General features: G+C 70.8%; 11 protein-coding genes. 2 read left to right on the top strand and 9 right to left on the bottom strand.

Going from position 1 to position 13,695, the window contains the following annotated elements; genetic code table 11:
* Positions 1-13: 13 nt before the first annotated feature.
* On the bottom strand, positions 14-616 hold the full coding sequence (locus tag ACW5E8_RS08865; protein ID WP_456965080.1) for an N-acetyltransferase family protein: 603 nt from the start codon (positions 614-616) through the stop codon (positions 14-16).
* 179 nt (positions 617-795) lie between these two features.
* Positions 796-2,556: an aspartate--tRNA ligase gene (aspS, locus tag ACW5E8_RS08860; RefSeq protein ID WP_456965079.1), complete on the bottom strand. Its 1,761-nt coding sequence runs from the start codon at positions 2,554-2,556 to the stop codon at positions 796-798.
* A gap of 124 nt (positions 2,557-2,680) precedes the next feature.
* On the opposite strand from aspS, the gene ACW5E8_RS08855 reads away from it, so the two are divergent.
* Entirely contained in the window at positions 2,681-3,931 is a 1,251-nt protein-coding gene (locus tag ACW5E8_RS08855) for an MFS transporter (RefSeq protein WP_456965078.1), read from the top strand.
* A gap of 117 nt (positions 3,932-4,048) precedes the next feature.
* Here ACW5E8_RS08855 and ACW5E8_RS08850 read toward each other — a convergent pair whose 3' ends face one another.
* From ACW5E8_RS08850 to ACW5E8_RS08820, 7 genes are all read right to left on the bottom strand, one after another.
* On the bottom strand, positions 4,049-4,414 hold the full coding sequence (locus ACW5E8_RS08850) for an FmdB family zinc ribbon protein (protein ID WP_456965077.1): 366 nt from the start codon (positions 4,412-4,414) through the stop codon (positions 4,049-4,051).
* Positions 4,415-4,474: 60 nt separating this feature from the next.
* A complete protein-coding gene (locus tag ACW5E8_RS08845) occupies positions 4,475-6,181 on the bottom strand; it encodes a CHASE2 domain-containing protein (protein WP_456965076.1) in 1,707 nt (568 codons plus the stop codon).
* Position 6,182: 1 nt separating this feature from the next.
* Positions 6,183-7,808 carry a FecR domain-containing protein gene (locus tag ACW5E8_RS08840; RefSeq protein WP_456965075.1) on the bottom strand — a complete coding sequence of 542 codons (1,626 nt, stop codon included), beginning with the start codon at positions 7,806-7,808 and terminating at the stop codon, positions 6,183-6,185.
* Between the two features lie 193 nt (positions 7,809-8,001).
* Positions 8,002-8,658: a hypothetical protein gene (locus tag ACW5E8_RS08835; RefSeq protein ID WP_456965074.1), complete on the bottom strand. Its 657-nt coding sequence runs from the start codon at positions 8,656-8,658 to the stop codon at positions 8,002-8,004.
* Positions 8,659-8,713: 55 nt separating this feature from the next.
* Positions 8,714-9,166, bottom strand: coding sequence for a universal stress protein (locus ACW5E8_RS08830; protein WP_456965073.1), 453 nt, complete (start codon positions 9,164-9,166; stop codon positions 8,714-8,716).
* 64 nt (positions 9,167-9,230) lie between these two features.
* Positions 9,231-10,679: a hypothetical protein gene (locus tag ACW5E8_RS08825; protein ID WP_456965072.1), complete on the bottom strand. Its 1,449-nt coding sequence runs from the start codon at positions 10,677-10,679 to the stop codon at positions 9,231-9,233.
* A gap of 68 nt (positions 10,680-10,747) precedes the next feature.
* A complete protein-coding gene (locus tag ACW5E8_RS08820; protein WP_456965071.1) occupies positions 10,748-12,649 on the bottom strand; it encodes an ABC-F family ATP-binding cassette domain-containing protein in 1,902 nt (633 codons plus the stop codon).
* A gap of 93 nt (positions 12,650-12,742) precedes the next feature.
* Between ACW5E8_RS08820 and ACW5E8_RS08815 the strand changes: the two genes are divergently transcribed.
* Positions 12,743-13,684 (top strand): 2OG-Fe(II) oxygenase, encoded by a 942-nt coding sequence (locus ACW5E8_RS08815; protein ID WP_456965070.1) that lies wholly within the window; start codon positions 12,743-12,745, stop codon positions 13,682-13,684.
* Positions 13,685-13,695 lie beyond the last annotated feature (11 nt).

Here is a 13,695-nt window from a genome sequence, read left to right as displayed (position 1 = left end):
GGCCGGTGGTGGCTCAACGGGTGGCATCGGGGGTGGCGTCGGAGTCGGGATCGCGGCTGTAGCCGCTCCCACAGGCGGGAGGAACTGCGGCAGATGGCGTCGCAGCCGGGCGGCGGAGAATGAACTCGAGATCGCGGGCGCGGCCGACGGGGAAGATGTATTCGCCGACCGCTTCGAAGCCGCGGCGCGCGTAGAAGCGCTGGGCGCCGAAGTTCCCCGACCAGACGCCGATCCAGAGGGTGCGCGGGCCGTCGCGTTGCAGCCACGCGATGGCGGTGTCGAACATGCGGCCGCCCCAGCCGCCGGACTGGTGCGAGGCCAGCAGGTACAGGCGCTTGAGTTCGCCATCGCCCGCGACGACATCGGGATGCGGCAGGCCGCAGGGCCCGGCGGCGGCGTGGCCGACGGCTTCGCCGGCGGCCTCCAGCAGCCAGACGGCGTAGTCCGGGTGCGAGAGGATCACGCGCTGCCGGTCTTCGGCGTAGGCCTCGTCGAGGAAGGCCTGCAGGTCCTCGGGCGGGTAGAGATGGCCGAAGGTTTCCGTGAAGGTCTTCGCGGCCAGGCGCGACAGGACGCCGGCATCGGCGGGCGTCGCACGGCGGATGGTCGGAGTCATCGCGTCATGTCCTGCGGGGTACCTGCCTGTGGGAGCAGCTACAGCTGCGATCGGTGATGCGGGAGAAGCGGGCGGGCCATTGTAGGAGCGGCTACAGCCGCGATGTCGGGATGCGCCGCCAGCGCGATCGCGGCTGTAGCCGCTCCCACAGGTGGTGGTGACTGGCAGGTGGTGGTGGACTAGACAGCCTTCGGGCGCACCGCGATATGCAGCTCCGCCAGCTGCGCGTCGTCGATCGGCGAGGGCGCGCCGGTCATCGGGCACTGGGCGGTGGTGGTCTTGGGGAAGGCGATGACGTCGCGGATGGATTCGGTGCCTGCCATCAGCGCCGCGATGCGGTCGATGCCAAACGCGATGCCGCCGTGCGGCGGGGCGCCGTAGCGAAGCGCGTCCAGCAGGAAGCCGAACTTGGCCTCCTGCTCTTCCGCCCCGATCCCGAGCAGCTCGAACACCGCCGACTGCATCGCCGGGCGGTGGATGCGGATGGAACCGCCGCCGATCTCGTTGCCGTTGAGCACCATGTCGTAGCCGCGGCTGGTGGCGGTGCGGGCATTGGCGCGCAGGTCGTCGACGTCGTCCACCGCGGGCGCGGTGAAGGGATGGTGCAGGGCCACGTAGCGCTGGGCTTCGTCGTCCCATTCGAACATCGGGAAGTCGGTGACCCAGAGCGGCTTCCAGCCGGCGTCGACCAGGTTGAAATCCTTGCCGGCCTTCAGGCGCACCGCGCCCATGAAGTCGCTGACCGTGTTGTAGGCGCCGGCACCGAAGAACACGATGTCGCCCTTGCCGGCGCCCACGTGCGCCAGCAGCGCGGCGAACGCCGCTTCGTCGAAGAACTTCGCCACCGGCGAGTTCACCGCGCCGTCCTCGCCGAGCTTGGCGTAGGCCAGGCCCTTGGCGCCGTACTTGGCGGCGTGCGCGGCGTATTCGTCGATCTGCTTGCGCGACAGCGCCGCGCCGCCGGGGATCCGCAGCGCGCACACGCGCATGCCGTCGACGCCGGCGACGTCGGTGAACACCTTGAACTCCGAGTCGCGCACCAGGGCGTCGACGTCCACCAGTTCCAGCGCGATGCGCAGGTCGGGCTTGTCGGAACCGTAGCGGCGCATGGCCGCGGCCCAGGTCATGCGCGGGAAGGCGCCGAGCTCGACGTCCATCACCTCGCCGAACACGTCGCGCATCATCTGCTCGACCGTGTCCTGCACGATCTTCTCGTCCACCCAGGCGAACTCGATGTCGAGCTGGGTGAACTCGAGCTGGCGATCGGCGCGCAGGGCCTCGTCGCGGAAGCAGCGCGCGACCTGGTAGTAGCGGTCGAAGCCGGCCACCATCAGGATCTGCTTGAACAGCTGCGGCGACTGCGGCAGCGCGTAGAACTCGCCGGCGTGCATGCGCGCGGGCACCAGGAAGTCGCGCGCGCCCTCGGGTGTGGCCTTGGTGAGGATCGGCGTCTCGATGTCCTGGAAGTCGCGCGCGTCCAGCCAGCGGCGCAGCGCGGCGACCAGCTTCGTGCGCGTGCGCATGCGGCGCTGCATCTCCGGGCTGCGCAGGTCCAGGTAGCGGTGCTTCAGGCGGATGTCCTCGCCCGGATTCTCGTGGTGGTGGAACGGCAGTGGCTCGGCCTTGTTCAGCACTTCAATCGCGGTCGCGACCACTTCCACCTGGCCGGTCGCGATCTTCGCGTTCACCGATTCACGGCGGCGCACGGTGCCGGTCACGCGCAGGCAGTCCTCGTAACCCACCTTCGCGGCGGTGGCGACCACGCCGGCATTGCCCTCCACGTCCGACGGCTCGGCCACCACCTGGACGATGCCGTGGTGGTCGCGCAGGTCGATGAAGCACAGGCCGCCGAGGTCGCGGGCGACGTCGGCCCAGCCGCAGAGGGTGACGGTCTGGCCGAGCAGGGACTCGTCGATCAGGCCGCAGAAGTGGGTGCGCATGGAAACTCCAGGAGAAGCCGCGCAGGGGCGCGGAAACCCCGCATTTTAGCGGGTCCGTCGCAGGGTTTAGAATGAGGGCATCGATACGCCGCACGCCCCACCCCCTTCCCCGCACCCCCGCAGCATGATCGCCACCGTCCGTCCGCTGGCCGCCCTGCTCGCGGGCGTGGCCCTGTTGCTGATGGGCAGCGGCCTGCTCGGCACGCTGCTGGCGGTGCGCGGGCGGATCGAGGGCTACGACGACCAGACGCTCGGCCTGGTGATGTCGGCCTATTTCGCGGGTTTCTTCTTCGGCACCTATGCCGCGCCCGGGCTGATCCAGCGCATCGGCCACATCCGCGCCTTCGCCTTTTACGCCGCCCTGTGCGCGGCCACCGTGCTCCTGCACCCGATCCTGGTCTCGCCCTGGGCCTGGGCGCTGCTGCGGCTGGGGACCGGCATCGCGCTGGTCGGCCTGTACACGGTGATCGAGAGCTGGCTCAACGTGCAGGCGCCGCCGGAGCAGCGCAGCCAGGTGTTCGCGGTCTACATGGCGGTGAGCCTGCTTGCGCTGGCGGCGGGCCAGTGGCTGATCGGGCTGTGGCCGGCGGCGGGCTTCGTGCTGTTCAACCTGGTCGCCATCCTGGTCTGCCTGGCGGCGCTGCCGGTGACCGCCAGCCGCATGGTGCAGCCCGAACTGCCTCCCATGCCCCGGCTGGAGCTGAAACAGCTGTTCCGCGTGGCCCCGGCCGCCGCCCTGGGCGCGCTGCTGGCGGGCATGGCAGTGGGCAGTTTCTGGGGACTGGGGGCGGTGTTCGCGAGCCGGCTCGGACTGGGCCTGGACGGCGTGGCGCTGCTGGTCAGCGCGACCATCCTGGGCGGCGCGGCGCTGCAGTGGCCCATCGGCCGGCTATCGGATGGCACCGACCGCCGCACGGCGCTGGTCGTGGTCTGCGTGCTGGCCACGGCCGTCGGCTTGGCCATGATGCTGCCCGCCGGCCAGTCCGGGCTGCCGCTCTATGCGCTGTGGTTCTGCTTCGGCGGCCTGGCGTTCGCGATCTATCCGATCTGCATGGCCCACCTGCTCGACCACCTGCCACCGGAGAAGACGCTGGCGGCGGGTAGCAGCCTGCTGCTGCTCAACGGCGTCGGATCGGCGTTCGGCCCGGCGCTGGCCGGCGTGGCCATGACGCGTTACGGCCCCGAGGCGCTGCCGGCCTTCTTCGCCGCGACGTTGTTCCTCGCCGCACTGGTGGCCGGCGGTCGCCGCCTGCTGCGCCCGCGTGACAACGACACGCCATCGGTCTTCCACCTGATGCTGCGCACCACGCCAACGGCGATCGAACTGCTGCCCGAGGTGGAGCCGTCGGAACCGGAAGAAGTGCAAGCCGTCTGATCGAAGCAACGCCCGGAACAGGGCCATGCGACGCCTCTCCCGCCTGCGCAGGAAAGTGTCCTCATGGCAGCCGGGGGCAGGCTTGCCGCAGGTCCTCCTCCGCCGCAGCGCTCCGACTCAGCCGGCGTCGGGCTTGGCCACCGCCGGCTTGGCATCCGATTTCCCGGCAGCAGGGGCCGCGGGCGTAGCCGGCGCAGCGGGACTGTCCGTCTTTGCCGGCGCACCGCCAGCGGCGCTGCCGCCGTCCGGCTTCCCGGCGCCTTCACCACCTTCGGCGAGGTTGCGCTTCTTGTCGCCGTCCTTCTTGAAGTCGGTCTCGTACCAGCCGCTGCCGGCCAGGCGGAATGCCGGCGCGGTCAGCTGGCGACCGATTCCTCCGCTCGCGCCGCAGGCCGGACAGGTGTCCGGATCCGGATCCGAGAGCTTCTGCAGACGGTCGAAATCATGCCCGCACGGGGCACAGCGGAACGCGTAGATCGGCATGGCGACGGTATCGATTCGTTGACGTTGAGATCGCGCAGTCTGGGGTCGCGGACGCGGAATTCAAGATGCGGGCTGCGCCGACTCCCCCTGCGGCGCCGCTGCCTGCGCCGCCGTCGCGCAGAGCGCCCGATTGCGCCCTTCGCGTTTTGCGGTGTACAGCGCAGCGTCCGCGCGCTCCACCAGATCGATATCCTGCAAGTGCAGCGCCGGGTCGAACGTTGCAATGCCGATGCTGACGGACACGATGGCGGCGGTGGGCGACTTGCCGTGCGGCACCTTCAGGCGGCGCACGTCTGCGACGATGCTGTTGGCGATGCCAAGCGCCGCCGCCGCCGTACTCTCGGGCAGCACCAGCGCGAGTTCGTCGCCGCCATACCGCGCCGCCATGTCACGCGGTCGCCGCGCCCAGCCGTCCAGCACCCCCGAGACACGACGCATCACCTGGTCCCCGGCCTGGTGGCCGTAGGAGTCGTTGAAGGTCTTGAAGTGGTCGACGTCGACCAGCAGCAGCGACAGGGGCCGGCCCGCACGCCGCGCCGCGCGCAGTTCGCGTTCCAGGGTGGCATCGAACATGTGCCGGTTGGCCAGCCGGGTCAGGCCGTCGGAACTGGCAAGGCGCTGCGAACGGAGGAACTGGTGGACCACGAGCGCCAGGTAGCCGGCAAGCAACACCGCGACCGTCGGCGCAGGCGCGAACCATGCTTGCCCGAACTTCAACAGTGTGGTGCTGGCCGCGAACGTCGCCAAGATCGCCAGCAGCACCACCACCCACCCGCGCCGCACGCGTGCACGCTCGCGGTAGAGCAGCAGCGGCAGCAGCAGCACGCCGGCGCCCAGCAGCAGTTGCCATGGTCGCTGCAGCGCGGTCACGGCCGTGCCCTGTTCGAGCATGTTGAGGGCGTTGGCGTGGTATTCCAGGCCGGAGATGCGCTCACCGACCCCGACGCCGGGCACCAGCACGTCGCGGGCGATGCCGGTTGCCGAGACGCCCACCAGCACCCAGCGATCATGCAGCAGCGCTGGCAGGACCTCGCCGCGCAGCACGTCGATGTACGACACCTTCTGGAAGCCGCGCGTCGACACGAACGGGATCATGACGCGGTGATCGCGACTCCACTGGTAGGGCGACGGCGACGGCGCATCCGCGCCGGGGCGCAACCCGGGCAACTCCGCACGCGGCGTCACGCCGGCATGCAGCTCGTGCAGCGCAAGGGCCAGGGCCGGCCAGTGCGCGGAACCCAGTCCCGCGTACAGGGCCGCTTCGCGCACCACGCCATCGCTTCCGGCCGCCACCTCGACATGCCCCAGCGCCGCGGCCGCGTCGATCAGCGGGGGCAGCGGCATCTGTTCGATCAGCGGACCCTCGGGCCCGGAGGGCTCGGCCATCACCGGCAGGATCACCTTGCCGTTGCGACGGATGGCGCGCGCCAGCGCCGCATCACCCGACGGATCGCTGGCGTTGGCCTCGGCGAACATCAGGTCCAGGGCAATGCCGCGCACGCCTGCCGGCTCCAGCCGGTCGAGCAGCGCCGCATGCACGCCGCGCGGCCACGGCCACCGGCCGAGCGCGGACAGGCTCCTGTCATCCACGGTCACCAGCAGGATGCGATCATCCGCGGCCGGCGCGAACGCGGCCTGCAGTCGATCGTAGACCCACGCATCCGCGCGCCAGGTCATCGGCGTGAGAGTCAGCACGGCCACCGCCGCGGCCCCGGCAGCGCCGGCCAGGATCCGCATGTACACGCCCTGCAGCGACCAGCTGCGCATGCTAGAGCACGATCAACACGGCGGCGGCGATACCCAGCAGCACGCGGCACGCGCCGCAGCCCACCTTGAGCGCCTGGGTCGGACCCACCGGATGGGCATAGCCGTCGCTCTCCACGACCTGCACGCGCATGTGCCACGTCCCGGTGCCGATATCCGGCAGCGCGATGAGGTTTTCATCGACGAGGTGGTCCTCCGCGAGCGTGCTGAAGTCCGCCTTGCGCGACAGCTGAAAGCGATAACGTTGCCCCTCGCCCGCACTCTGCCAGCCGACCTGCAGGATCTTTCCATCGCGATCGGCCGTCGGCATGGGCGGGGCGTCGGCCGCTCGCACGGCGAACGGCACCGGGTCCCCAAACGGACCGGGACGGCCGGTCGCGTCCACGGCTCCGATCCGCCAGTAATACGTATCCGGCGCGAGTTCAACCGGCGTGCGCAGCTCCACGGCGGCCACCTCCTCACGATCGACCAGCAGATCGCTGAAGTCCGCGGTGCGCGCCACCTGTACGCGATAGCTCGCGGCCCCCTCGGATGCCGTCCAGCGCAGCCGCGGTCGCGGGCCCGCGACCTCGCTGTCGACGCCCGGACTCACCGTGAACGGCGGGCCGGGCTGGGCTGCGATCTGGAGCACGCGCACCGCATCCAGGCCTTCGAGTCCGCGCTCGTCGATGCCACGCACGCGCACATGCACGGTGCCTGCCGCCTGCACGTCCAAACGCGCGGCGGCAGCATCGACCCTCACGTCCTGCAGCAAGGTGCGGAAATCGTCGTGCGAACTGGCCTGCAGCCGGTAGCCGCGTGCACCGGGCAGCGGCGCCCACGCAAGCTTCGCCGGGATCCACTGCACGGTATCGGGCAGCCGCACCAGGTCCGGCGCGGGCAGCAGCGGGACGGGCGTGATCGGGCCCTGCCCCGCATCGCTATGCGTACCGAGCCCCGCGCCCACCTGCACCCGACGGCCGCCACCCTCGACATCCACGCGCCCGCGATAGACTTCGGATCGGCTGGCTTCACCGTCGCTCGCCACCCGGAAACCCGTGCCGCGCACGCTGGTCATCAGCCCGGGCGATTCCACGGAAAAGTGCGATCCCGGACCACGCCCCGGCTTGACGTCGTGGCTGGTCCTACCGCGCGGCAGACGCAAGCGCGTGTCGACCATGCCGGTGCGCCCCCACGCGCTCAGGCGGTCGAGGTGCAGTTCGCTGTCAGCCAGTAGTTGCAGGCGCGAACCATCCGCGAACTCCAGCGTGAGGCTCGCGTCGGACGCGGTGCGCAGCATCGTGCCGGCGCCCAGCAACTGGTCCACCGTGGCCGGCACGGCGGCGCCGGATGCCGCGTCCGCATACACCGAAATCGCCCCGGACACGGCCACCACCCGCGCCTTGGCCGGCTGCACGCGCAGCCACGCCAGCGGGAAGCGCATGACCGAGCCCGGTTCCAGGCGATAGGGGTCGTCCACTCCGTTGAAGGCCTGCAGCTGCTGCCACGGCACGTCGGGGCGCATGTGCATGCGCGCCAGGTCCCATACGTTGTCGCCGGGGCGGACACGGTAGCGCCATTCCTGCGCCGCCACGTCCAAGGACGCCAGCATCGCGAACAGCGCCAACAGCGCGGGAAGCAGCCGCTTCAACAGTGATGGTCGACGGCGGGGGGACACGGGCACGGCACGACGGGAACACGGGCGCGGCAGGGGTGCGACGCTGACGATCGGATTCAAAAGCACCATCCACCAAACCGCTGATGACGCTGATTGTAGGCGAGTGCCTTGGCACGCCCGTGAACGCCACGCGCGTGGCGCGTGGCGTCCGCCGGAGTTATCAAGGTCAGTCGGCAGAGCCCCAGGGCGCCGGCGGTTCGGCCACCGGCGTGGTCAGGTCGAATTCGACCTGGAACATCCGGCCGCCCGGACGCGACAGTTCATAAAGGAAGCGGCTGCCGGGCTCGATCTCCATCGCCCAGGTGTTGGTGGTCGAGACATCGGCACCGGTGCGGCCGAAGAGTTCGATCGACTCCGCGTCCACCGGGAATTCCTGGCGCACGGCCGTGCCCGCGGTCGCGGTCTCGCCGCCGTACATGGTCTGCACGTCGGGGCTGCCGTCTTCATGGCGGTGGTCGTGCTTCAGGCGAAGGCCGTCGTCGGTGCGGGTGAGCACCCAGGTGCGCGAGTGGTCGTCGCCGACGTGGAAGGGCACGCGCAGTCCGCTGGTCGGGTCGTCGCAGCCGCGCACGTGCATCACCAGGTCCTTGCCTTCGAAGGCGTCGGGTTCGGGCGATGCCGGTTCGTTGGCGACGATGCGCCCGGCGAAGGCCTGGCCGCAGTGGGTCGCGAGCGCGGCAAGGAAGGCGTCTGCCGGCGCCGTGTCGGGCACGGGCGCGTCGAGTGCCTCGGCCGGCGCGGCGGCGGCGGCGGCCGTGGTGGCCTGGTCGGTGGAAGGGGTGCAGGCGGCAAGGGCCACCAGCGCGGCGGAAAGCGCGGACATCCGGATCGTATTCATCCGGCCACCCTAACCGCCGCGTGCGCTGCCGGCAACGCCCTCAGGCGCCCTTGGGCATCCGGTAGACCAGCACCGGGATGGTCGAGTGCGTCAGCACCTTGAGCGTTTCGCTGCCCAGCACCAGCCCGCTGAGGCCGCGGCGGCCGTGCGAGGCCATCGCGATCAGGTCGCAGCCGGCGTCGTTGGCGGCATCGATGATCGCCTGGTAGGGGTGCTCGCTCTCGACCATGCGCGTCTGGCAGGGCACGCCCGCCGCCTTCGCGCGCTCCTCGGCCGCGGCCAACCGGCGCGTGCCCTCTTCCCGCGCAACCTTGGTGTATTCCTCATAGCCGCCGGCCAGCTGTTCGCCGGTCACGCCGTAGACGCGGATGGGCGCGGTCACGGTGAAAAACGTCACCGCCGCGCCGATTTCGCTGGCGAAGGCCAGGCCCTGGTCGATGGCCGCGAGGGAAAGGTCCGAACCGTCGGTCGGGATCAGGATCTGCTTGTACATGGCGTTTCTCCTGTCGTTGCAGCTCCACCATGCACCCGCGCGCGCAAGGACGCGTTGATGCAGGTCAATCCGGCAGGCCGCCGCGCACGAGCGTGGCGTGGCCGCTGGACGTGCCTGGATAGCCGACCACCACGGCCGCGGCCACGTAGGCCACCGCCTGGATCGTGCGATCGCCCGGGTCGATGATCCAGAACCGGGTGCTGGCGTCGCCGTAGTCCACCCGGATGGCCCCATGGGCGTCGTGTTCCCAGCCGAAGGCCATCGGCGCCTCGCCTACTGGATAGGCCACGCCGCTGCCGTCGCGTGCGAATACATGGTCGGCCTGGCCACACGGGTCGAGCGCAATCCCGCCGTGCGGCAGCGGAGACCCGCAGAACACCGGCAGCGAATGGCGGCCGAGGACGCGGCGCGGCGTGGTGAGCAGGCGCGTGCGCATCATGTCCGGGGCCGCCGACAGGCGGACACTGCGCAGCGCCACCGGTTTGAATTCGGGACATTCGGGTGAGCGCAACAGGCTGTCCGTGCCGAGCTGCCAGAGCGACGCATCGGCGCCACGCCAGTGGCGGCGGACATCCTGCTGCACGGTGTGGACGACAAACATGGTGTCGTGGCCGAGCGAGGCGCAGTGCCGATAGCCCGCGAACTGCGCCACGGGCGATGCGGGCACCAGTTCCAGCACGCCTGTCGCGCTGATGCCGCCCAGGTAGGGCGGACCGTCGAACTGCTGGTCGTGGAGCCGGAAGCCTCCGGCTTCGCGTTCGATCACGAGCCCGGGCCCGGTGATCGGCGTGCCCGGCGCGGCAAGCGGGCCGGCGAAGATGACGACGTCGCCCACGTCGCCCGCACCCAGGGGCGTGAACGGCAACGGGTCGAGGACGAGCTGCGGATCCGACACCAGGCCGGGATCGGCCTGGATCGCCATGTTGAACGCCGCGGGATCCTCGACCAGGGCCAGGCCGTCCGGGAATCCCTTGGGCAGCCGCGTCGGCTCGAGGGCCAGGCGTTCGATCGCGGCACTGGCCTGCACGATGTCGCCGGGCGACGCGGCCTGCACCGCATCCGCCAGCGCCACGTCCGATCGCGGCGGCAGCCCGTCCGGGCCGGATGCCACGACGGCCATGGCCGTGCCCAGCGGCGACACCCGGAGGCCATCCTCATCGTCCACCGTCAGCCGGCCGCCGGCGCCGGCGCGACGCGCCAGGCGCTGCTGGCCGCCGACCAGCGAGCGCAGCCGGAGCCCGGGCGCGGTGAACTCCAGACTGACCATGCCGGCGTGGCCGTCGCGCGGCATCGCGATTTCGAAGATGCCGGTGCCCACGGGTATCGATGCGTGCGGCTTGCCGTCCAGGCGGAGTTCAAGCACGCCGCTGTGCTCGCCGCCGACATGGATTTCGCCGACCAGCAGCAGCGGACCGTTCGCTGGAGGTCGGAACCGCGCCTCGACTGGCGAGGCTGCGGTCACGAACAGCGCTGCAAGCAGCGCGACGGCGATCCAGGCGACCGGTCGTGTCATGTCCAGCTCCGGCAGGCGACGCTCCGGACTATAGCCCTGCGCCGCAGCGGCAGCACCGTGATCCTGCGCTACGACGCCTCGTACAGGGCGAGCAGCGCGATTTCCGCCTCGGCCAGCTCCAGCACCAGCGCGGCACGGCGCTGCGCGGCATCGCTCGCGCGCGCGGCAGCGTCGGGGCCGTCGTGGAACGCCGGGTCGGCGAGATTGGCATCGATGTCGGCGATCCCGGATTCCAGCGTCGCGACCTGCGCTTCGGCCTGCGCCAGCTTGTGGGGATTGACCTTCGATCGCGCGGCCTTGGGCGGTGGGGGTGGCGGTGGCGGCGGCTCGACGGCCACCAGCCGCGCCTCGGGCGCCGCGCCGGCGGACTTCGCGTCCTGCGGCCGCGAGCGCAGCCACGCCGCGTAATCGTCGAGGTCGCCATCGAAGGGCCGGACCACGCCTTCGGACACCCGCCAGTAGGTGTCGCTCACCAGGCCGATGAGGTGGCGGTCATGCGAGACCAGCACGATCGCGCCGGGGAAGTCGGAGAGCGCCTCGGCCAGCGCCTCGCGCATTTCGAGGTCGAGGTGGTTGGTGGGTTCGTCGAGCAGCAGCACGTTGGGCTGGCGCCAGGCGATCAGCGCCAGCGCCAGGCGCGCGCGCTCGCCGCCGGAGAAACCGTCGATGGACTCGAAGGCACGGTCGCCGGGGAAGCTCCACTTGCCCATGAAGTTGCGGAAGTCCTGGGTGGACCCTTCGGGCGAGATCTCGCGCAGGTGGTCGATGGGCGACGTGCCTGCCACCAGCGCCTCCACCGTGTGCTGGGCGAAGTAGCCGATGCGCAGGTCCGGATGGGCGTAGCGCTCGCCGGTCAGCAGCGGCAGGTCGCCCACGAGCGACTTCACCAGCGTCGACTTGCCGGCGCCGTTGGGACCGAGGAGGCCGATGCGGTCGCCAGCCTCGAGGCCGAAGTTCGCGTCGCGGAGGATCACTGTGGGAGCAGCTGCGGGAGCGGCGCCGGGATAGCCGCAATCGGCGTGGTTCAACCGCAGCAGCGCATGCGGCAGCCGGACCGGCGCCGGGAAATCGATCCGCACCTCGCGCTCCGCCCGCACCGCCTCGGTGTCGGCCATCTTCGCCAGCCGCTTGACCCGCGACTGCGCCTGCGCGGCCTTGGCGGCGCTGGCTTTGAAGCGGTCGATGAAGCTCTGCAGGTGGGCGCGCTCGGCCTGCACCTTCTCGTGGGTGATCTGCTGCTGGCGCAGCTGTTCGGCGCGCTGGCGCTCGAAGGACGTGTAGTTGCCGATGTAGAGCTTCGCCTTGCCGCCGTGCAGGTGCAGTGTGTGGGTGTTGACGTTGTCCAGGAACTCGCGGTCGTGCGAGATCAGCAGCAGGGTGCCCTGGTACTTCAGCAGCCACTGCTCCAGCCACAGCACGGCGTCGAGGTCGAGGTGGTTGGTGGGTTCGTCGAGCAGCAGCACGTCGGACGGCGTCATCAGCGCGCGCGCCAGGTTCAGGCGCACGCGCCAGCCGCCGGAGAAGCTCGATACCGGCCGCTGCTGCGCCTCGCCCGGGAAACCCAGGCCGTGCAGCAGCTTGCCCGCGCGCGCGGCGCCGTCGTAGCCGCCGACTTCCTCCAGCTTCTGGTGCGCCTCGGCCACCGCCTCCCAGTCCTCGGCGGCGAAGGCATTCGCCTCGGCCTGCAGCGCCGCGTGCACGGCGACGTCCCCGGCCAGCACGAAATCGATCGCGGGGTCGGGCAGCGAGGGCATTTCCTGGGCGATCGAGGCGATGCGCATGCGCGTGGGCAGGTCGAGGTCGCCGCGGTCGGCTTCGACTTCTCCGCGCACGGCGGCGAACAGCGAGGACTTGCCGGTGCCGTTGCGGCCGACCACGCCGACGCGCCAGCCCGCATGGAGTGAAAGGTCGACGTCGGACAGGAGCAGGCGTTCGCCACGCCGCAGGGCGAAACTTCGGAAAGAGATCATCCGCACAGTTTACCGGGCTGCACGGCCGGGCCCACGTGGGGTAACGTCGGAATCGCGCCGGTCGGGGCGCGACGCGGGGAGGATCGGATGGCGATGCAGGTCAGCGTCCAGGTCGCAGCCTGGCTCCATTCGCAGGTGGTCGCGGGCGCGCGGGTCGACCAGGTGCTGCCGGCGATGGCGCGGCAGGGCTTCACCGAGATCCAGGTGCGCCAGCTCTACAACGCCGTGCTCACCGATCCCGACGGCTTCAAAGCCGGGTTTTCGCGCGCCGCCGCCGGCCAGCCCCCGGTGGCGCATGCGCTGCCGACCGGGCTGGTGCAGGCACCCGTCGCGCCGGCCGCAGGCGCCAGGGGAGACGTGAAGGCGCCGCCGTTCCTGCCCATGGCCGCGATCCCGGCCGATATCGGCCACGCCATCGCCTGCGACCACGGCGACGTCCGGATCGCGTTCCGCTCGGCGCGCCCGCACGTGGTCCTGTTCGAGAACGTGCTCACCCACGCTGAATGCGACGCGCTGATTGCCGAGGCCCAGCCGCGGCTGAAGCGGGCCGGCGTGGTCGACTCCAAGCGCGGCGGGTCGGAGATCGACCAGCGCCGCACCAGCGAGCTGGCGTCGGTCAAGCGCGGAGAATCGCCGCTGGTGTCGCGCATTGACGCCCGCATCGCGCGGATCACCGGCGTGCCGACCGAGCGCGGCGAGCCCCTCCAGATCATGCGCTACGGCGTCGGCGCCGAGTACCAGGCGCACTTCGACTACTTCCACATCGACCAACCCGGGCAGGCGGTGCTGCTCAACAACGGCGGGCAGCGGGTGTCCAGCCTGGTGATCTACCTCGCCGACGTCGAGGCCGGCGGCGAGACCACCTTCCCCGACAGCGGCCTGTCGATCTCGCCGCACAAGGGCAGCGCCGTCTATTTCGCCTACACCGATGCGCAGTCGCGCACCGACCCGATGTCATTCCACGCAGGTGCCCCGGTCATCCGCGGCGAGAAATGGATCGCGACGCGCTGGATGCGCGAGCGCGTGTTCGCCTGACTCTTTCCCTC

Source organism: Luteimonas sp. A649, assembly GCF_054072735.1.
The sequence above is the reverse complement of the archived record's forward strand: the minus strand, read 5'-3'. Positions and strand labels throughout refer to the sequence as shown.